Raw genomic sequence first — 21,650 nt, forward strand, 5'->3', positions numbered from 1 at the left:
CTCAATACTTTCCGGTTTCCTAGTCTCCTGAGGGAGCCCGGACTGATGTAAAAAAAATCATTCCTAAGGATTTCTCCACACAATGTATCTATGGTATTATTATGGAGTGATTTATTTCATTAAATTTAAAAACTATATGACATATGTAAAATACAAATCATCATCACTATTTTTTCTGCTTCTATTCTTTTGTCTCAGTTTTACTGGGTGCGGGAATGTTGAAAATTCAGAAGATAAAATTCCTCAGGCCGCCTTGGGTGTCTTGGATCTCAGAGATTGGAATTTTCAGGGAAAAGGGCTAATCCCTCTGGAGGGGGAGTGGGCTTTTGTATGGGAACAGTTGCTTTCTCCTCAAAAGATGAGAGCATCTGATGCGGCCCATTATGCCTTTGTTCCTGATAAATGGTATAACTATTTCATTGATGGTGAAAATCCAGACTCACAGGGTTTCGCAACCTTTTCCCTTACCCTGATCCTTCCCGGAAAAGAACAGTATTACGGGTTTTCCTTTGATGGGGTTGGCAGTGCCTATACACTCTGGATGAATGGACAATTGCTGCTTAAAAGCGGAACCGTTGGAACGAGTAAAGAACAGATGGTTCCGAATAAGATTCCTCAATCAGCTTTTTTTAAATCATCTGGCGAGCCTTTGGAACTCGTGTTGCATATTTCTAATTTTCATCATAAAAAAGGTGGTTTTCGCAACAGCCTATATGTTGGTCTCCCTAATCAGATTCAAAGCTTCCAACGGAATGCCTGGACCCTAGAGGCTTTTACATTGGGTATTTTGTTCATCATGGGGTTATATCACCTATCTGTGTTCGTCTTTAGGAAGAAATTTAGATCTGCACTTTATTTTGCCCTCCTATGTTTTGCCTTTTTTATGAGGCTGGGAATCACCAATCAGGATCTATTATTATTAGCCTTCCCGTTTGTATCCTGGACGCTTGCTTTTTATCTGGATTATATTACTCTGTTTTTCATCCCTCCACTGGTGGCTCTTTTTTACCGTAGTCTTTATCCGGAGGATATTCCCCGGGTATTTCTCCATATATTCTGTGCCCTCAGCGGCCTCTTTTCTCTGTATATAATTCTTGCTGGAACTTATCTTGCCAGTTTTTCCATTCAGTATTATCAGGTACTAATATTGTTAGAGATTGGCTATTATCTGTATTTTTTGATCAGGATCAATTACAAAAAGAGGGAAGGTGCTATGGTGATAACCATAGCGTCTATTATTTTATTTATTACCTCATCAATTGAAATCTTGTCTCTTTGGGATTGGCTTGGGGCAGACAAGATTGGTGTTTATGGGTTTCTATCTTTCATATTGGTTCAGTCTATCTTACTCTCTCTTCGTTATTCTCAATCCTTTGCAAGAGTGGAGAGTCTGACAAAGGCCTTGAAGTCAACCAACCGGTATTTGCAGGAAAGTGAAATCCGTTATCGTAATTTCTTTGAGAATTCAATTGATATACTGTTTCTCACCGATGAAGAGAGCAGAATCATCGATGTGAGTCCATCCAGTGAGAAGATGCTCGGGTTTTCACGGGCGGATGTGCTCCATCGGAAAGTGACGGATCTTTTCAGTTCCGTTGTTTACGATACGCTATATGAGGAACTCTGCCAATCAGGAGAACCTGTAAGAAACAGCGAAGTCGTCCTGAGGCACCGGGACGGGCATAAAATTGAAGCTCTTGTTACTCTTGCACTCCGCTTTGATGATCAAGGTAATCCCGCCGGACTGCAGGGAAGTGTCCATGATAATACCGATAAGAAAAGGGCTGATAGGGAAAAGATGAGAATCCTGGAGCTTGAACAGATCGCCCTGACGGACCCGCTGACAAAGGCATATAACCGCCGGTTCTTCTCTGAAGTTGCCAAGAAAGAGTTAACACGAGCTCAGCGGAAAGGAAGCTCTTTTTCACTTGTAATACTGGATATTGATTTTTTCAAAAATGTAAATGATCAATATGGTCACTTGATTGGAGATGAAGTATTAATCAATCTGACTCATCTTTGCCATGAATATATTCGTTCAACTGATATTCTCGCCCGGTTTGGAGGTGAAGAATTTGTCATTCTTTTCCCCGATTCACCAGGAATTGAGACCTTGAAACGGGTTGAACTACTGCGCGAAAATGTTTCACGTTCCGTTATTGCTCATAAAGATGGCGAAGAAATCCGTATCTCCATCAGTTTGGGGATTTCCAGCTGGAATCCTGGACAGGAATCCAATTTGAAGGAGCTTCTGGATCAGGCTGATCAGGCTTTATATCAGGCAAAAGAATCGGGAAGAAACAAAGCCCTACTCTTTGGAGAAGATCTTTTATCCGATTTGTCATAGCATTCGTCTCTTATTTCTTCTTTTAAAATCACCCAGACTTCATTGATCTTGATTTACGGGACCTTTTAAAATTATAACATGGCTTATTTTGTATTTATATATTACCTTTGTACTAGTGATTAGGGTCTTTCTTGATCCTAAAGGAAAGACCTATGACATTTTACCTAACTAGGAGTCTTGTTAAAAATGGAAAAGAATACAGAAAATAGATTAGTTGACGATTTAAATAAACAGAAATCAGAGTTTGCCAGTAAAGCACCGGCTGATAAAAAGAAAATCTATGGGGATGGTTTGCAATCGCTTGTAGATCAGCATATTGCCGAAAATGCACTGCAGCTGGGTGATACCGCTGTCGATTTTACTTTGAAAAATGCGACGGGTTCAGAAGTCACATTATATGAAGAGTTGAAAAAGGGGCCTGTTGTACTCATCTGGTATCGTGGAGGATGGTGTCCCTATTGTAATTTGACTTTACGTCATATGCAGGCATCTCTTTCTGAGATCAAAAAGTATGGAGCTACCTTAATGGCCTTGACTCCAGAGCTTCCGGATAAAACCATGTCTACTCAGGAAAAACACAATTTGGAGTTTGAAGTATTAAGCGATAATGATAACAGTATTGCCAGAAAATATAAGATCTTCTTTAAACTGACTGATGCTGTGGCTAAAGTATATGAAGAGAGTTTCGGCCTGAGTCAGTACAACGGTAATTCAAAAGGTGAACTACCATTGGCAGTTACTTATATTATTGATAGTGATAAAACAATCAAATATGCTTTTTTGGATGCTGACTACAGAAATAGGGCAGAACCCTCTGATATTGTAGATTTTCTGAAGAAAAATTATTAGAAAGCATATTTAAGATATTATACTACTTGTTTATATGAATGACTTATATTGTCAATTTGGATATCTAAATTGACAATATAAACGATATTATCAAGTAGAATTAATATAAAATCGCAGCAGAAAAATTATTTTGAAGTTCATATATACATCATCTCAAAATACACTATTTTTGGAAATATATGTATAAAAATGAGTTTTTCTCCATATCAAATATGGGTAAAGAATTAAAAAAAAATAGTAAAAACAATCAATTTTACATAGATCCTACCTAAGAATTTAGCCCAAAAAAATATTCAATTTATAATTATTAAAACAACTTAAAAATACCCTAATAATTGTCGAACAAAACGTTGTAATCCAGTATAATTAAATTCATAACAGCAGTAGGTATTGCTGATGAATTTTTTAAAAAATATTTTGATAGCTTTTATTTTTTGAGCTGAAAAGGTTGGATATGAAATTTAAAATTGAATTTGTAAAAAAACAGCTGGATACGTTAGAAACATTCATCAAAGAAGATGAATCTGACCTTTCCGGTGTTCAAACAAAGAAAGGCTTTTTTAAGTCAATTCAGGCAGTAGATGAGGATGATCATTCATGGGAACCTATCTCTAATAAAGAATTTTGGGGTGGACGTGATCTTTTTCAATGGTTCCGTATTGTTCTTACCCATTTGGATATTAATAAAGAAATCATCATTGAACTTAAAACAGACACTAAAAAATGGAATGCGGTGAATCCTCAATTCCTCGTTTATTTAAATGGAGAAATCAAACAAGCTCTTGATACGAATCATACCTCTATCATTCTCAAAAAAAATGAAATCAGCTCCAGGGGAGGAGAATGTCAACTTGATTTCTCGGGGTGGAGTGGTATGGAAGATGGTCAATCGATTTTCTCACTCAGCAGTTATACTCGAAATACACAGGCATTTTCCTGTTATCAAACCCTTTATATGATTTATGACTATCTTATGGGACTCGATCCAAATGATCCAAACCGAGTTCTCATAGGTGATAAAGCCATTCAGGCCTGTAAATTGTTAGATTTTAGAACCGATCGTGAATTAAATTGTTCATCTTTTGAAAAATGTGATTCTTTTCTGAGGCGGGAAATACTCGATGCCTATAAAAATGAGCTGGGATATGTTGCTGGATGTGTTGGTCATACACATATTGATATTGCCTGGTTGTGGGAAATCCATCATACAAGAGAAAAGGCTGCTCGTAGTTTTGCAACTGTGTTAGAGCTGATGGATCAATACCCTGATTATAAATTCATGTCCAGTCAGCCTCTGCTTTATGAGTTTGTAAAACAGGATTACCCAAAGTTATATTCAAGAATAAAAGAGAAGGTAAAGGAAGGACGTTGGGAAGTTGAAGGAGGAATGTGGGTTGAAGCGGATTGTAATCTCATTTCCGGAGAAAGCTTTGTCAGGCAATTCCTATACGGTAAAAAATTTATAAGAGATGAATTTGGAATCGAAAGTGAAATATTATGGCTTCCTGATGTTTTTGGTTATAACGCCTCTATGCCTCAAATCCTTAGAAAATCAGGGATTAAATATTTTATGACTTCTAAGATCAGTTGGAATCAGTATAACCACATTCCTGTTGATACATTCAATTGGAAGGGCATTGACGGGACCGAAATCCTGACTCATTTCATTACTATGGGTAACCGAGGAGAAGGGGAGAAGTGGACTCTCAATCCATTTCTCTCTACTTATAATGGAATCTTGGAACCAACACCGGTTATGCTTGGTCTTTCTATGTATCAGCAGAAAGATATTAATAAGGAAATCTTAGTCTCCTTTGGCTACGGTGATGGCGGTGGCGGACCAACTGAGCAAATGCTTGAACAGGCTGAGAGAATGAAAAATGGTCTACCCGGATTGCCATCGGTTGTTCAAACTCATTCTAGAGAATATTTTGACCGGCTTGAAAAGACATTGAATGAATCAAAAGCTATACCAAGGTGGGATGGTGAATTATATTTGGAATATCATAGAGGGACTTATACTTCAATGGCCAGGAATAAATCCTTCAATAGAAAAATGGAATTTTTATTGCAGGATCTGGAAAAACTTTATTGTTTGCTGGGGGAGTTTGAAAATTATCCAAAAGATCTTATTGATAAACACTGGAAAACAGTTCTTACAAATCAGTTCCATGATATTTTACCAGGTTCATCCATAAAAGAGGTTTATGACAGAACTGACAGGGAGTATTTAGAAGTTCAAAAGTTTGCTACAAATCAAATTTCTGAAGTAACGGATAAAATCATTTCTCAAATGACTTTAGACAATGAATCCTTAGTTGTTTTTAACACTACGGGATTCAAACGTGATGATATTGTCAAATTTAAATCGGAACAGCCTCTGGACCATGTAATTGATAGCAATGGTGAAACCAGTAAGGCACAATATTTAGGTTCAAATACTTATTTAGCATTTGTTCGTAATATTCCAGCAAATGGTTTTTCTGTCTTTCGCCTGAATCATTTGGAAGGGAATACCGACGATGTTGCTGTCTGTTCAATCAATGAATATGCCTATGAAAATGAATATTATTCGTTAAGGTTTGATTATAACGGTAATATGAATTCCCTGTTTTACAAAAATGCGAATCGAGAAGTAGTACAGGAAGGCAGTTTTTTTAATCAATTGATAGCATTTGAGGATAAACCTTTAGCACATGATAATTGGGACATTGAAGAATATTATGAATACAAAAGCTGGGATCTCACAGATTGCGAAAGTTTTGAACTTATCAATTCAGGAAAAGTCTTTGATAAGATAAAGATTAAACGAAAGTATATGAATTCAGAAATCGTTCAGGAAATAACTTTCTATCATGATTCTCCAAGGATCGATGTGTTTAGTACAATTGATTGGAAAGAGAAGGATATTCTACTAAAAGTGGCATTCCCAGTTGATATCCTTGCAGACAAGGCTACTTTTGATATTCCATTTGGGAATTTGGAAAGAACGACTCATAGGAATACTTCCTGGCAACAAGCGATGTTTGAAGTTCCCTTTCAAAAATGGGTCGATATATCAGAGCATGATTTTGGCTTTGCTGTACTAAACGATAGTAAATATGGTTGTGATGTACAAAACGGTTGTATTCGGCAAACTTTAATTAAAAGCGGTACATACCCAAATACTGAAGCAGATAAAGAAGTACATACCTTTTCTTACTCCATGTTGCCCCATGTCGGTTCATGGAGAGAATCAGGCGTTGAAACGCAAGCCTGGTTTGTGAATAAGGCGCTCTACTCCAAAGGGGCTTCATCTAAAAAATCAAATGTTTTTAAAGCAAATTACTTATTAAATGCTAATTCTGATAATGTCACAATTGATACAATTAAAGTCTCAGAAGATGGAAATTATATTGTGATAAGAGTCTTTGAAACATGGAAATCAAGAAGAGTTGTTAGTTTTACATATAATAAAGTGATTACAGAACTTTATGAGTCAAATTTGATGGAAGAAACGATTGGATCTTTAGAATTTGACGGACATAATTTTTCTGTTGAGTTTAAACCTCTTGAAATTAAAACTTTTAAGATTAAGATTTAAATTGATGTCTATTTTTAGAGTTCATATTCAATATGAATGTATTTGTATTAATGAATAATTTCTTTTAAGATTGCTGAGTTTTGAGATTTTAAAATTTGATATTGGAATCTATTTTTAATAAAATATACCCTCCAAACTATGTTTAGGTTTGGAGGGTTTATATTAATTAAAAATTGTAATGATAATTGATTAATTAAAGTCAGAGTGTATCAAGATTCATTTCTAAGAAACTAACTTCACTAATTTCATCGCTCTGTTTATCTGGTATAAGAAAGGTTTTAATCTGATTATGATTAAAGTCAGATTCAATTTTTCTCTGTTTGCAACCTGGAAGTAAAATGGTTACTCCTGTTGTTGAAATCCCGGCCGCTTCATAGCATCGCAGAATGGTCCCCGTATTATCTTCATTTCTTTTATATACGCTAAGGATAATATTTTCATGGGAAATCTCAATTCCAGAATAGACAGAAGGAAGTTTCCCTTTGTGGTAAGTTTCTATTATGTGGAGTAATTCCTGGTTTAATTCTTGGGCTCTTCGTGAGAGGAACGCATAGTCCGCCCCTTGGTCCGGGCAGATAACATATTTGAATTCTTGCACACCCTGGTCCATATATTCGCTAAAATCATCTCTTTCTCCAAAATGATCAGCGTAAGCTGGTGTTCGTGCAATTGTCATTCTTAAGTCATTTTCCCTTATGTCATAGCTATATTTTCCACTATTCACAATCGCAAAACCCAGATTCACACCTTTTTGGGTTTTACCTATAACAGAGACCCATCGTTGTGCAGCTTCTTCTTGCCCATTTGCCGGTTTGTGTATATGCCCATAAGGAATCTCATATACAGCAGATGTTTCTGTCAAATCAATGGGAAAGGAAAGTTTGACCATTTTATGCTTCATTCTTAAGTCTATTCGAGACTTTACTTCCAATTCACATTTGTTTTCATAGAGGGTAAAGTCCTGCTGTAATATAGAATTTTCATAGTAGCTGGTGACCCTTACAATTGACCTTAAAGGACCGTTTTCCAGTAACTTCGTATTGGCTTTTCCAAACTTCCCCGTGACATTTCTAAATTCATATACACCATGACCCCAAGTATCACATTCTGTCTCATCAATAATTAAGGGTACACAAGCCGGAGTTTTCAAAATCTGAGTCTTTGATTTTTTAATGAATATTCCTGTAATCCACCCATTCTTAGGGTCTATATCTACACGGATATGAGAGTTTTCGAGATGCGATTCTGATGCAGAAAGAGAAGACGTTGTCGAAATATTAAATTCTTTCTTTTTGAATATCCAGAATACTGAATATCCCAGTGGAGGAATGTTGCCAGTGAAAAGAGTATTGTATTTATCTTCTCTGTTAACAAACGGACCCCTAACCTTCTGGATTGCAACAGCATTTCCTTTATTGTCGGTAACACCCTTTATATCCACGTTTACTTGTATACAAGAGCAAATTGGAAATGAATGAGGATTAAAAACGACAACTGGTGTACCTTTATTCTCGGATTCCCACAAAATCCAGTCATCTTCTTTGGATAACGAAATGTTCTCTTCACCTAGAGTATCCACAGCCCAGGAAACTTTTTGTAATGCTGAATTCCTCAGTCTTGAAGCGATACTGAGTGCTTCATTATAGGATTCTACAGCATCATCACAAGCCTTTTTAATACTTGTCCCGGCAAGGATGTCATGAAATTGGTTAAACATAACTTCTTCCCATGCTCTTTTAAGCGAACTGTTGTCATAATCATAAGAAATTAGAGATGCGGCGGTGGTCATCATTTTTTCTGCACTCATAAGTCTATTTTCCGCCTGACAATTGAGCATTTTCAATTGACTATGAGCAGAATAACAACCACTTCCATGGTGCTGTAGGTCTCCTATATGCACAGGTATAGGTTTCGCTATATTTTTAAATTCTTCAAAATAGCTTTTAGGTGAAGAGTAGGAGAGAGTCTCATCTTCATTTTTTAATTTCTCAATGTCGTTTAAGGTTCGTATCGTTGGTCCTCCGCCATGATTTCCAACACCGTAAAAGACCATCATTGCCGTGTCTTGGTTCTGTCCGATTTCTTTTACATCATCAATTCTACTTTTCATCGAGACTGTTTGAAGTACTTCTTTGTTTGTGCCGTTTTCTCCAACCCATTCTCCATAACTAAATGGAATTTTATAGGTTGTAACACGGCTTCCATCGATACCTTCCCATTGAAAAAGATGATTTAGTCCTTCTAATTCATGATCCATTGGTCTCATGAAAACATAAGAATTCATTCCTCCAAGTTTCAATAATTGAGGTAGCATGCCATTATGACCAAAACTGTCAACATTATAGCCTGTGTGGCAAATCAGACCAAACTTTTCATAAAAATACCGTTGGCTGTAGAGCATTTGACGCACAAAAGATTCTCCAGATGGAATATTACAATCTGGTTGAATCCACATTCCTCCAGTCGGAATCCATCGGCCCTTTTCAATATATTTCTTGATTTCTGTGAACATTTCAGGTGCATTGTCTTCAACCCACTTATAATAATATGCACTAGAGCAAGTAAAAATAAAGTCTGGGAACTCAGCCATTCTATCAAGAGCTGATTGAAAAGTGGCTTTTATCTCTGCTAGGCCGGCAGTAGACCTCCATAACCAAACAGGATCAAGATGAGCATTCCCAATCAGATGAGTCCTATGTTTTTTATTCAATTATTACTCCGTTTCAAGTTAAAAAAGCTATTAATGGTACTGCTTATAATAGTAGGAAAAATAATTCTAATTAAAAAAGTATTCATGATTCATCTTTGAAAGAGAGTAGAAATGGTCTAATTCTAATTTTTCAATATCAGATAATTCTCGAGAAGGTTCACTCCTTCTACAAATTGTATTGCTTAATACACCTTCTTTTTTTAATATATATTTAGCATTAGCAGGATAATATTGTCTTTCTATGTCAGACGCAATGGTAAGATAGTTTTGTATCTTTTCAGCTTTATTTGGGTCACTTTTCCAATTTTTACACATCCAGTAATAATAATGTGAATGAAAGTTTGCCATGACTCCGCTATACCCATTATACCCTTCTTGCAGACTCATTAATAATGAAGCTGCATTTGCATTATAGAGTTTAATCTTAGTCTCTTTGCAGAGTTTTGCCCTGTCTTTTATCATTAGAGGATCACAGCATGTATCTTTAATAAACTCAAAACGATCTACATCTATGAGATGTTTTATTACTTTTTCCGACAGTATTCTTTTATATGGATAGGGGCACTCATAGAATCCAAGAGGAATATCGCTGGGTAATTTTGTTAATAGTCTGTCTAGATTTTCAATCCATATATCATCATTTTCAAAGGGAGTTGCAAATCGATTACTGATGAGGACAAGGGCATCTACACCTGCATCCGCCATATCATTCAGATCTACGGCCTGCTCCTCGAGGGTGTCTGATGTGTGGCCTGAGGCAATAACAGGTAAGGATTCTGGAACTGTTTTGCATATCATGCCAGCCAGGTCTTTCTTTTCTTTTCTGGAAAGATTAAACATAGAACTTGATTGGCATATGGCAAAAAGACCGTCTATACCCTCGTTCAAATACCATTCTATCAGTTTTTCAACTGCGTTATAGTCGATACTGAGATCTTCTTTGAATGGAGTTATCATAGTAGGGTAAACACCGGGTCCAATTTCTTTATTCACTCAATTACTCCTTAAATATTATTTTTAGATAGTTACATTAATAGTCTTGGAAGAATTAAAACTATTTCCGGTATGAATGTTACTAGAAATAAGACAATTATCATGACAAAAACCATAGGAATTACCTCTTTAATAATCCCTTCTAAAGGTGTCTTTGATACTCCCGAAACTATGAACAAAAGCATCCCGAATGGTGGTGTCGAAAGGCCAATCATCATGTTGAGTGTTATCATAACGCCGAAATGGACCAGATCTATTCCAAGTTCTGTGACTAGAGGGAGGATCATAGGGATAAAAACAAGGGTAATTATGGAAGTATCAATGAACATACCAAGTAACAGAAATATTCCATTGATTATCAATAAAAGAATATATTTATTTGTTGTCACACCCAGTAGGATATTTCCAAATATTTCAGGAATATGTTCAATTGCTACAATATAGCTGAATGTTGCTGCTGATCCAACAATTATACCCACAATACCTGTTGATTTAGCTGTATCAAGAATAACTTGCTTTAATTCATTAAACCCCAGAACCTTATAGACAAACACTGATATTATGATCGCATATGCTGATGCTAGAGCACCTGCCTCTGTTGGAGTTATGACTCCCGTATATATTCCGCCAAGCAAAATAACCGGGGTTAATAGAGCAGGGGTTGCCATAACTGAAAATTTGCAGAATTCACGGAGTGATTTTTTTACTCCATAAGGATAATTCCTTTTGGTAGCGATGAAGGCAATATAAATCATAAGAGCAACACCAATCATCAATCCTGGAATCATCCCTCCAAGAAATAATGCTCCTATGGATGCACCAGAAAGCATAGAATATACAATCATTGGGATGCTTGGAGGAAATACTGGACCGATAGTTGCTGATGCTGCTGTTACTGCACAGCTAAAATCAGCATCATATCCCTCATCTTTCATGCTTTCAATTTCCATTAGGCCCAAGCCTGAGGCATCTGCAATTGCACTACCTGTCATTCCTGAGAATATAATGGAAGCGATGACATTTACATGACCTGTTCCACCTCTAAATCGACCAACTAAGCCATTGGCAAACTCAAAGATAATATTTGTTACTTTTCCGGAATTCATGATTCTAGCCGTAAAGATAAATAGAGGAACTGCCATAATTGTGTATTGAGAATAAAAAACATCCAATACTTTACTCGTAACCATCGAGAGATCCTGGCCTACATAAAGGAAATATGAAACAGAGGCACTGACCATCCCAATGGCAATTGGGATTCGAAGTACGAAGACAATAATAAGTACAAAGATCGGAATTAAAATGGGACTCATATGCTACCCTTACCTAATTTGGATTGAGACATATTTTTTAAAGATTTGTAATCTTTAACAATATCAATGATTGAATAGATGATGATTAGTATCAGGAATATTAGAAATGGAAAGAAGACGTAACTCAAGGGAATCCTAAGAACTGCAGACTTTTTTATCTTAATAAAAGATATATATTTCCAGCTGGGAGGAAGGAGAATTATGTATGTCAGTGTAACAATAACATTGCCAATTATTCTAAACCAGCATTTACCCTTTTCTTTCAATTTATCATATACAACTGTGAACGCCACATTTTCATTGTATTTGCGTGCATAACCGGCAGAGAGAATTGCTACCCAGATATATGAAATCACTGTTACTTCATAGGGCCAGGTCAACGGACTGTTTAAGGCATACCTAAAGATGATCTGTACGACAAATACCAGAAAGAGAATAGTAAAAAAAATAGCAGGTACTATTTCTTCGACGAAAATTTCTGTAAAGTGGAGAAATCTTAAAAATTTTTTCATTGTTTTTCCAATTTAAACATGAGCTATTTTGCTGTGATCAGCTAAAATAGCTCATGAGAGTTAGACTTATTATTTACCTATATTTTGAATCTGTTCATAAAGGTCGAGATCCCAAGTGGATGTCATCTTCTTATCATTCAGATAAACACCTTGAACATGAGAGCTAAACGCTTCTTTATCAGCTTCAACAACTGTGAGCCCTTCGGATCTGAAGAATTCTACCAAAGATTTTTCAGCTTCAATGTTTTGTGAATCGCACAGCTGCTTCGCTTCTTCAATGGCGGAAATAACTTCATCATGATAGGGAGTCAGTTCTTTCCATTTTTTTTCAGAAATCGTTGGCCATACTGTATCGATTACATGATTTGTAAGGCTGATACTCTTGGTTACTTCATAAAATTTAGCATTCTTTACAGTGGGGAGTGGATTGTCTTGACCATCAACTGTCCCAGTTTTTAAAGCAAGGTATAATTCGGAAAAACTGAGAGGGGTAGCGCTCGCTCCCATCGCTTTACCGAGAAAAAGCCAAGCTGCGGAATTGGGCATTCTCAACTTAACACCTTTGAGGTCTGCAGGAGTTTTCACTACTCTGCCAATGTCTCTCAGGTTGATCTGTCTAGCTCCCAGATAGAATACATCGATAGGAACAATGCCTAGTTCATCCTGAACAGATGATAATATTTTGTCACCGATTTCTCCATCATATACTTTGCGCATATGGTCATAGTCTTTGAAAATATAACCAGATGTTAGCATTGAGAATGAAGGAATATAATCTGCTAGTGTGTTGGCAGATACATAGGCCATATCCAGATTACCCTGAAGCAATGAGGCAAATTCTTCTTCACTTGAAAAAAGTGAAGCAGAATGAAAAACTTCCACTTGAACTTTTCCCTCTGTCAATTCTTCAAGGACTTCTTCAAATTTGTATAAAGCATTTGTATGGGCATCATTGGGTACAGAAATAGTATTCACTTTAATCGTTACCACTTTATCCTCTGAGCCAGTTCCTTCTGACTGGCCATTTGCAAAAGCCATTCCAGATAGTGCTACAAAAAACATTAGAATAGAAATCAATCGTTTAGTCATTTTGTCTCCTTTGTTATGTTCTAATAATATTTGAAATATATTATTGTATATTTAACTACCTGTCAAACTATATTTAATAATAAAAATACACTAAAATTAACAGTAAAATATATTTTATAGCGTATATTCTTGAATTTAAATCCTATTTGTGATAATTAAAATCATGGCCCATTTCAAATATCAGATAGTTTATGAATCTATATTGGATGAAATTCGTTCGGGAAAGATAAAGCCTGGAGAAAAGCTATCGGATATAGATGACTTAAAAGAAATGCACAAAACCAGCTCCATCACCATTAATCGTGCTCTAAATGAGCTTCAGATCAATGGATATATAGAACGAATAAAAGGAACTGGCAGCTTTGTTAGTCATAAAAATGATAAAAATGAAGTACATGTAGAGACGGCTTCACAATTTTCAGGGCAGTTTATTTCTTGTATCATACCCTTTGATTCAAATCATAATAGTTTTCTGCAAGGTGTAGAGCAGGTATCGAGGCAAAGGAATTTGATGTTTACAATACATAATTCCCAGTTCTCAGCCAAACTTGAGCGGGATATCCTCTGTGATGTTCGGAGGAAAGGAGCCGCAGGTATAATCATTTACCCCGTTTCAGATACGGAGAACCTCGATCTTTATACCAAAATGCTGCAGGACGACTATCCCTTTGTCGTGATTGATAGGAAGTTAAAGTCTTTAGAGCACTCTTTTGTAAGTAGCTCAAATACGAAATCATTTTACGATATAACTGAATATCTTATAAATAAGAATCATAGGAAAATAGGCTTTATTGCTGGAAAAATGACTCTCAGTTCTACGTCAGAACGTTTTCAAGGGTACTGCCGGGCACTCTCTGATGCAGGGATTGAAGTCGATAAGCGCTTGGTTAAGGAGAATTTTTTTGTTCAGACATCTCAACCTAATGGTGCTGAAATCCAGAAATTAATTAAACAATTAATCTCTTCACCTCTCAATATTACGGCTTTGGCCTGTGCAAATGATTTTATAGCATCAATGATTATACAACAATCAACGGCTTTGGGGATTAAGATACCTCAAGATCTTTCCATAACGGGTTTTGATAATTTGGATTTCACACCCTACCTTAACCCTCCACTGACTACTATCTCACATCCTTTTATAGATATTGGAAAAGAAGCGGCTGATCTACTAGCTGATATGATACAAAATCAAAGAATCGTTATAAAGACAGCCCGTTTCCCAGCACTCATTATAGAACGAGAATCTGTTTCTTGTTTAAAATAATCAGTGGGAGGCTCTAATAAATGGATATTCTGTCTTTATATACTCCGAACTGAGGTTCCCTCTATGAAGGTACAGGGTACCAAAATCTTTTCACTTTTTTCAACTCCCTTCATGGCTTTCATAAGGAGTGAAAAAACTTCTTGTGCAATCTTTGCTTCATCCTGCATTACATAGGTCAGGGCGGGAGTGTTTTCAACAGAGTATCCAGGTCCATCGAATCCTACCAAAGAAATGTCATCAGGAATGGAAAGGCCCATTTCTGAAATTGCAGATATCAGATATTGGGTGAACAAATATTCCATGGTCACAACAGCCGTGATTTCTCTGTTTTGTGTCAAAAACTCTTTTATTAGCTCAATATTGTGAACAAACAGATTTTTTGAATAGTACTCAACCTTTTTAAAAGACGTATACCAGTAGTTTTTATTCACTGGCAGACCTCTTTCTGCGTAGGCATTGATGACACCGTTATAGCGTTCGGTAAGGGTGCTCGTACTATTAATCTTCCTGGAAAAGACGGCTATATTTTTATGGTTGTGCTCGAAGAGATAATTGACGGCAGTAAAAGTCGCTTTTTCATTATCAGAAACAACATTAGAACAATTACCAAGATCTCTTAGGTATCTATCTACTAGGACAATTGGAAATTTCTTCATAACAAGACTCAGAATCTCTGTTGAGAAGTTTTCGTCATCTACGGGAGATATGATTATTCCATCAACTTTTTGTTCTATAAAACTCTTTAGTAAGCGAGATTCTTTTTCGGCATTCTGATCCGATATTCCAAGTAGGAGAGAGAACCACTTGGCGTAGAGAAGGTCTTCCAGGGTAGATAATAGAGTATGTCCAAAGCTATCCTGTATACCGGATATAATAAAACCAATTCGCTTTGTCTTGCTGTGCTGGTCAATTTTCTGATTTATGGTTTTTTCGACACCATCCTCTGAAATGAAAGAGCCAAGACCGGGCACTCTATTCACAATTCCCTGCTCACTTAGCATATTCAGGGCCTTGCGGGTTGTGATACGACTGACATTATATGATTCAGAAAGTTCAACCTCAGTAGGAATCTTATCGTTATTCTTGAAATCTCCACGATCAATTCTGTCCAGAAAGTCTTTGTAGATTTTTAGATACAAGGGTTCTCTAATATTTTGATTCATTATTTAACTATATATCGCTTATGACAAATTAACAATATTAATCAATGTATAAATGATATGCTATAATATGACAAATATAATGTGTTGTATTGTAACAATATAGATGGTAAAAGAAATTTATTGACATATAATGACTATTGAATACATAATATATATAACCTATAAAAATCTTGGAGATATTGTGAATAAAATCCATTTGGTAGGTAATGCCCATCTAGATCCTGTCTGGTTGTGGCGATGGCAGGAAGGTTATGCTGAGGTTAAGGCTACTTTTCGATCTGCCCTGGATCGTATGAAGGAATTTCCAGATTTCATTTTTACATGCGCCGGCGGAGCCTATTACAAATGGGTTGAAGAAAATGATCCTGCCATGTTTGAAGAGATTGTCATACGGGTCAATGAGAAGCGGTGGGTTCCTGTTGGAGGTTGGTGGATTCAGCCGGACTGCAATATTCCCTGTGGTGAGTCATTTATTCGTCAGGGGCTTATAGGGCAGCGGTACTTGCTTGAAAAATTCGGATTCATTTCTGATGTTGGTTATAATGTCGATTCTTTTGGACATGATGGCATGCTGCCTCAAATTCTTGCGAAGTCAGGATTGGTAAATTATGTGTTTATGCGTCCTGATGTCAAAGAAAACGATGAGATTCCCTCTGTTCTCTTCCAATGGGAGAGTCCGGATGGATCCCAGGTCTGTTCTTTCAGAATCCCTGTTAGTTATTCAGATTACATCGGGAGCACCAGGAACTGTTATGAAGAAAAACTTAGAATGGCCGCCGAGGAAGTCTCCCGCTTAGATATGGATCTCATGGAATTTTATGGTGTTGGGAATCATGGGGGAGGACCCACAGTCCGAACGATTAAGACCCTGCAAAAGGTGGGCGAGGAAATCGGAGATAAGGCTCAAATACTTTTCAGTACACCCTCAACATATTTTCATCAAATGAAGAAATCTAAACCGTCTTTAGAGGTCTATTCTTCGAGTCTCCGTCAGCATGCTCCCGGTTGTTATTCCAATCTTCTGTCTATTAAGAGGGGTAATCGTCAGGGTGAAAATGCCCTCTTGGCGGCGGAACGATTTTCTGTCTTATCCGGATGGCTCAGCGATCATGTGTTTCCGTCTGAGAGTTTACAAAGAGGGTGGGAAGGACTTCTGTTTAACCAATTTCATGACTTGTTGGGTGGCTGCAGCATTGAGAGAGCCTATCAGGATGCTGCTGCTTTGCATGGAGAAGTTTCGACAATTGCTTCAAGGGAAGAGAATATGGCTCTGCAGAAAATATCCTGGAAGATTGATACCTGGTGGATTAAAAAAGCAATGGGTAAAGACAAGCACTGGCAATCCTGGGAGCAGGATGATTTTGGTATTCCCGTGGTTGTATTTAATCCTCATTCATGGGAGTACAATGGCTACGTCACTAATAAGATTTGCTGTTCCCGTGTCGAGGATGAGTCCGGACAGTTTGATCCGCATCAGATTATCCGGGGGGCATATAACAATAACAAGGATGAAAAGTGGGCCACTCTTTTTCCTGTTTCAATCCCCCCTCTGGGATACCGTGTTTACAGGCTTTATTTGACAAAGGAAAATCCGGAAATTAAGTCCTATGTCAATTCCATGAACATCACACAGCATTCTATTGAGAATCAGTACCTTGTGTTGAAATTTAATCCTGAAACAGGTTCTGTTTCCTCTCTGATCCGTAAAGAAACAGGGTTTGAATATATTTCGGGTGAAGCGTCTCTGGGTCTGGTTATTGATGATTCTCATTGTGATACCTGGGGCCATGGAGAGGACCGTTTTGATCTTGTAGAAGGCCGTTTTGGTCAGCCCGAATTTTCCATTATTGAAGAAGGTCCTCTGAGGTGCTGTCTCAGGGTTGTCACCAAGTATGGTCAATCTAAGATGGTTCTGGACTATTATTTAACAGAGGATGGCCATGATATAACGGTGCGGGGCAGAGTCCTCTGGCTTGAAAAATACAGAATGCTGAAGATAGCATTTCCGGTGAAAATGATAAATTCTGAATGCCTTCAGTCTCTCACTTTCGGATATGACAGAACGAATGCAGATGGCAAGGAAAAGGTTGGACAAAAATGGGTTGCACTTCGGGGGGAAGATCCTCTAGGACGTATGGGAATCCTCGCCATAGCAAATGATGGTTTTCCTGCCCATTCATTTCAAGATGATGAGGTTAGGTTAACCATTTTACGCAGCCCGGAATATGCAGATCATATGGGAGAGAAGGATGGCTTTATTCCCAATATCGATATGGGCACTCATAGTTTTTCTTATGCTCTGATTCCATCTGACGCCGCAGAGGTTGAGAGTGAGTTCGTTTCCATATTCAGAGGGGCAGAGGAACTGAATCTTGATCCGACGGTCATTACGGAAACCTACCATAAAGGAACTTTACCCCTCATTCAGGATGGAATAGCGATTAGCAATGAAAATGTTTTTTCTTCGGCATTAAAAGAATCCTGGGACAAGTCGGGATACATCCTTCGTTGCAGTGAAATATCTGGCCTTGTGTCTGATACAACCATAGAGTTGCCACTGTTGGGGGTACGGTTTGATGCCTCTTTTACTCCATTTGAGTTGAAGACATTCAAAATCTCCAAGAAGGATAAAAGAGTTCAGGAAGTGAACCTCATAGAATTATGAAGACTGGGGGATTCCCCCATAAAAAAACAGGAGGATTATATGAGAAAGATTTGTTTAGCGGTCATCTTGAGTATTTTGGTTATGCCGTTAATGGCCAATGGAACCAGTGAAGTTTCGACTGAGCCTCAGGCTACAGCACAGTTTGTCGGGAATGCCGCAGCTGACGAGGCTAAGACTGTGAATGGAACCATTGGATTTTGGAGTTCCATGGCAGCAACATCCGATGCTGAAAGAGCATTGGTTGAAGAGTTGTCCCTGGAGTGGGCGAACAAGCATCCTGACCAGAAGGTCGAGATTCAGGTCATTCCCGGAGATGCAATCAATCAGACTATGAGTAAATTGCTCACTGCAGCCGCAGCCGGCAATGCTCCCGATTTTGCTCAGGTGGACTCCTTCTGGATCGGGAATTTCATGGACGCCGGTGCTATCAAACCCATTGATCAATTTATTCCCGAAGGAGAGAGTGACCAGTTCTTCGATTTTACAAAGAAGGTCACACAGAGAAATGGAAAACAGTATGCTCTTTGGGCAGAGACAGACGCACGTCTGCTGTATTACCGGAAAGATTTAATCAGTGAAGCTCCCCGTACATGGGGCGATGTGATTGAGACAGCCCTCATGGTTAAGGAAAAGAATGGTATTCATGGATATCTTACTCCAGGAAAAGCAGAGGGTCTGACGAACGATTCATTCTTACCGTATTTCTGGGCTCAAGGTGGACAGTTGTTCGATCCTGATCAGGATTGGAAACCCGTGATGGGAGAGGGGCAGAACCGGGATGCTATGATCAAGGCTTTCTCTTTCCTTGAAGAACTCATCGATACAGAAGCCATGCCCCGCGATATTGCCGGTATGAGTCATCCTCAATTGCTGGCAGAAGCAAGGGCTGATAATGTGGGTATGATGATCACCGGTTCCTGGGTTTTGCCACAGATGATGAGTCTCATCCCTGATGCTGAGAGCAAATGGGGCTACACCTCTTATCCTCAGGAAAAGGCAGATCAATATTCTAACACCAATGGTGGTTGGGCTTGGGTCTTCTTTTCTGAAGATGATGCCAAAAGAAAAATAGCCTTCGACTTTGTTTGGGATACGGCGATTTCCAAATCTGCTATGTCCCGTCGATGTGCGGCCTATGGCTACCTTCCAACCAGAGCCGATGTATATGAGGATGACTTTTACAAAAATAACGTGTTCTTTGATTTTTTGAAAGAAGAACTCAATAATGGAAACAGCCGTCCTCCAACATCTTTGTATCCAACAATTTCCACCTATATTCAGGAAATCGGAAGTGAAATCATTATTGGAGATATGGATCCGGAAACCGCTGTAGATGAAATCTACAAAAAGTCTATGGCGGCCTGGAAAGAAGCCCAAAGTCGAAAATAGTCTAGTATAAAGAGGGTCTGCAGCCTAGCTGCAGGCCTTTTTGGGAGTTTTAATGAGTAATCATCGTCACATAGGACTCGTATGGCTTGGTCCTATGGTAGTTTTTCTTTTTTGTTTCTATTTGTTTCCACTCGTAGATGTGATTCGTTTGAGTCTGACGAATACCACTATCGGTCAGAACAATTTTAGCTATACCCTGAACTCCTTTATCAGTGTATTGACAGACAAGAATTTACCTCATATTTTGATGAGAACATTAACTTTTGTATTCTTTTCTGTTTTCTTTCAATTGCTTCTTGGTCTTCTGATCGGTTTGCTATTGGAAATGGACCTTCATGGAGCTATTTTATTAAAAATGTCCATGATCTTTGCATGGGTTGTTCCCGGTATTATTACAGGAATCATATGGGAAATTTTATACAGCACCAGTGACTGGGGTCTGGTAAACAACATCATCCAATCAGTAACAGGAAAAAAAATCCCCTTTCTCTTCAACGCTAGATGGGCCATTATCGGGGCGATCATTGCCAATGTCTGGCGGGGAACCGGTTTCAGCGGTCTGATGCAATATGCCGCCCTCAAGGGTATCAATCCTCAACTGTATGAAGCAGCCCGCATTGATGGGGCAGGGCAGTGGAAAATCTTTTCCATGGTGACCCTTCCGCTTTTAAAACCCATGATGCTCATCAATATTGTACTGATCACCATTGGTACAATGAACACCTATGATTCCATCTGGGCTCTAACTCGGGGTGGCCCAGGGAGCGCTACGACTGTTCTGGCTCTACAAACTTACAGAGCAACATTCGAATATTTGAGTCTGGGACAAGGAGCCGTTTATGCCCTCCTGATGGTGCTCAGTTCCTCCCTTTTGACTCTTATGTATATGAAGCTTCTCGGCAGCAAGGAGTCTTGATCATGATTAAACAACGTCCTTTAGGACTCACTATCGTAGCCTACGCGGGGTATGTTTTACTCTTTTTATTCTTTATTCTACCGATCTTAACGATCCTGTCTTTGTCTTTAAAGACTCCTGCAGAGATCTTTTCTCCAGCCACAATCAGGAATCTGATACCAGAAAACCCGACACTGGATAATTATAAGACAGTGATGGTGAATGTGAGAATGAATGTCTACATCTTGAATTCCGCTAAGTTGGTCATCTCTACTGTTCTTGGTGTTCTCATCATCAGTTCCCTTTCTTCCTATGCTCTATCGCGTTTTCATTTCCGTAAAAAGAATCTGATGATTCTGATCATTCTGATGTTTCAGATGATTTCACCCATAGTCATCGGGATACCTCTCTACTGGTACTATTCCAGGCTTCATCTGTTGGATACTTATTTTGGATTGGCTATTGCTTATATTGCCATTCAGTTGCCTTTTGCAACCTTCCTTTTGAAAGGAGTCTTTGATGGAATCCCTGTGGAAATGGATGAAGCGGCTAAAATTGACGGTTGCAGCCGTCTGATGACTCTTATAAAGGTCATTCTTCCTGTTTCTCTGCCAGGGATCGCCAGTGCTATTATTTTTCTGAGCATCAACGCTTGGTCTCAGTTTGTTCTTCCTTTTTTCCTACTGAATAAGGATCAAATGTACCCAGTCTCGGTAGGTATTCTACTCAGCCAGGGGACATTTAAAGACATCAGCACTCACTATGTGGCCGCCGCGAGTATGATTGGTTTACTGCCTGCTGTTATCCTTGTTCTCTTTTTGCAAAAATTTATCTTAAAGGCTCTACTGTCGGGTGCGGTTAAGGGTTGAAGGGGC

14 protein-coding genes are annotated in these 21,650 nt (G+C 38.2%); 8 read left to right on the plus strand and 6 right to left on the minus strand.

Features of this window, described 5'->3' with window-relative positions; all coding sequences use genetic code 11:
* Nucleotides 1-136 precede the first annotated feature (136 nt).
* From EXM22_RS01450 to EXM22_RS01460, 3 genes are all read left to right on the plus strand, one after another.
* Nucleotides 137-2,347, plus strand: a complete 2,211-nt coding sequence (locus EXM22_RS01450; RefSeq protein ID WP_168203283.1) for a diguanylate cyclase — start codon at nt 137-139, stop codon at nt 2,345-2,347.
* Nucleotides 2,348-2,533: 186 nt separating this feature from the next.
* Nucleotides 2,534-3,196 carry a peroxiredoxin-like family protein gene (locus tag EXM22_RS01455; protein WP_149484803.1) on the plus strand — a complete coding sequence of 221 codons (663 nt, stop codon included), beginning with the start codon at nt 2,534-2,536 and terminating at the stop codon, nt 3,194-3,196.
* Nucleotides 3,197-3,650: 454 nt separating this feature from the next.
* The gene (locus EXM22_RS01460; RefSeq protein WP_149484804.1) at nt 3,651-6,779 is read left to right on the plus strand and encodes an alpha-mannosidase; all 3,129 of its coding nucleotides are present in this window, start codon (nt 3,651-3,653) and stop codon (nt 6,777-6,779) included.
* 199 nt (nt 6,780-6,978) lie between these two features.
* On the opposite strand, the gene EXM22_RS01465 is transcribed toward EXM22_RS01460, so the two are convergent.
* The 5 genes from EXM22_RS01465 to EXM22_RS01485 form a co-directional block, all read right to left on the minus strand.
* The gene (locus EXM22_RS01465; RefSeq protein WP_149484805.1) at nt 6,979-9,489 is read right to left on the minus strand and encodes an alpha-mannosidase; all 2,511 of its coding nucleotides are present in this window, start codon (nt 9,487-9,489) and stop codon (nt 6,979-6,981) included.
* A 66-nt stretch (nt 9,490-9,555) separates the two neighbouring features.
* Entirely contained in the window at nt 9,556-10,482 is a 927-nt protein-coding gene (locus tag EXM22_RS01470; RefSeq protein WP_149484806.1) for a dihydrodipicolinate synthase family protein, read from the minus strand.
* Between the two features lie 32 nt (nt 10,483-10,514).
* Nucleotides 10,515-11,795 (minus strand): TRAP transporter large permease, encoded by a 1,281-nt coding sequence (locus EXM22_RS01475; RefSeq protein ID WP_149484807.1) that lies wholly within the window; start codon nt 11,793-11,795, stop codon nt 10,515-10,517.
* On the minus strand, nt 11,792-12,307 hold the full coding sequence (locus tag EXM22_RS01480) for a TRAP transporter small permease (RefSeq protein ID WP_149484808.1): 516 nt from the start codon (nt 12,305-12,307) through the stop codon (nt 11,792-11,794). The genes EXM22_RS01475 and EXM22_RS01480 overlap by 4 nt, the downstream gene beginning before the upstream one ends.
* A gap of 69 nt (nt 12,308-12,376) precedes the next feature.
* Entirely contained in the window at nt 12,377-13,369 is a 993-nt protein-coding gene (locus tag EXM22_RS01485; protein WP_168203284.1) for a sialic acid TRAP transporter substrate-binding protein SiaP, read from the minus strand.
* Between the two features lie 190 nt (nt 13,370-13,559).
* Between EXM22_RS01485 and EXM22_RS01490 the strand changes: the two genes are divergently transcribed.
* Nucleotides 13,560-14,663 (plus strand): GntR family transcriptional regulator, encoded by a 1,104-nt coding sequence (locus EXM22_RS01490; protein WP_149484810.1) that lies wholly within the window; start codon nt 13,560-13,562, stop codon nt 14,661-14,663.
* Between the two features lie 35 nt (nt 14,664-14,698).
* On the opposite strand, the gene EXM22_RS01495 is transcribed toward EXM22_RS01490, so the two are convergent.
* A complete protein-coding gene (locus tag EXM22_RS01495; RefSeq protein ID WP_149484811.1) occupies nt 14,699-15,826 on the minus strand; it encodes a GntR family transcriptional regulator in 1,128 nt (375 codons plus the stop codon).
* Nucleotides 15,827-16,007: 181 nt separating this feature from the next.
* Between EXM22_RS01495 and EXM22_RS01500 the strand changes: the two genes are divergently transcribed.
* From EXM22_RS01500 to EXM22_RS01515, 4 genes are read left to right on the plus strand one after another with little or no spacing between them, the layout of a single operon-like run.
* Nucleotides 16,008-18,491 carry an alpha-mannosidase gene (locus EXM22_RS01500; protein ID WP_168203285.1) on the plus strand — a complete coding sequence of 828 codons (2,484 nt, stop codon included), beginning with the start codon at nt 16,008-16,010 and terminating at the stop codon, nt 18,489-18,491.
* Between the two features lie 39 nt (nt 18,492-18,530).
* Nucleotides 18,531-19,880: an extracellular solute-binding protein gene (locus EXM22_RS01505; RefSeq protein WP_149484813.1), complete on the plus strand. Its 1,350-nt coding sequence runs from the start codon at nt 18,531-18,533 to the stop codon at nt 19,878-19,880.
* Between the two features lie 52 nt (nt 19,881-19,932).
* Nucleotides 19,933-20,796 (plus strand): carbohydrate ABC transporter permease, encoded by an 864-nt coding sequence (locus tag EXM22_RS01510; RefSeq protein ID WP_149484814.1) that lies wholly within the window; start codon nt 19,933-19,935, stop codon nt 20,794-20,796.
* Nucleotides 20,797-20,798: 2 nt separating this feature from the next.
* On the plus strand, nt 20,799-21,644 hold the full coding sequence (locus EXM22_RS01515; protein WP_149484815.1) for a carbohydrate ABC transporter permease: 846 nt from the start codon (nt 20,799-20,801) through the stop codon (nt 21,642-21,644).
* Nucleotides 21,645-21,650 lie beyond the last annotated feature (6 nt).

Origin of the sequence: Oceanispirochaeta crateris (genome assembly GCF_008329965.1) — a bacterium.
Classification (GTDB): domain Bacteria; phylum Spirochaetota; class Spirochaetia; order DSM-2461; family DSM-2461; genus Oceanispirochaeta; species Oceanispirochaeta crateris.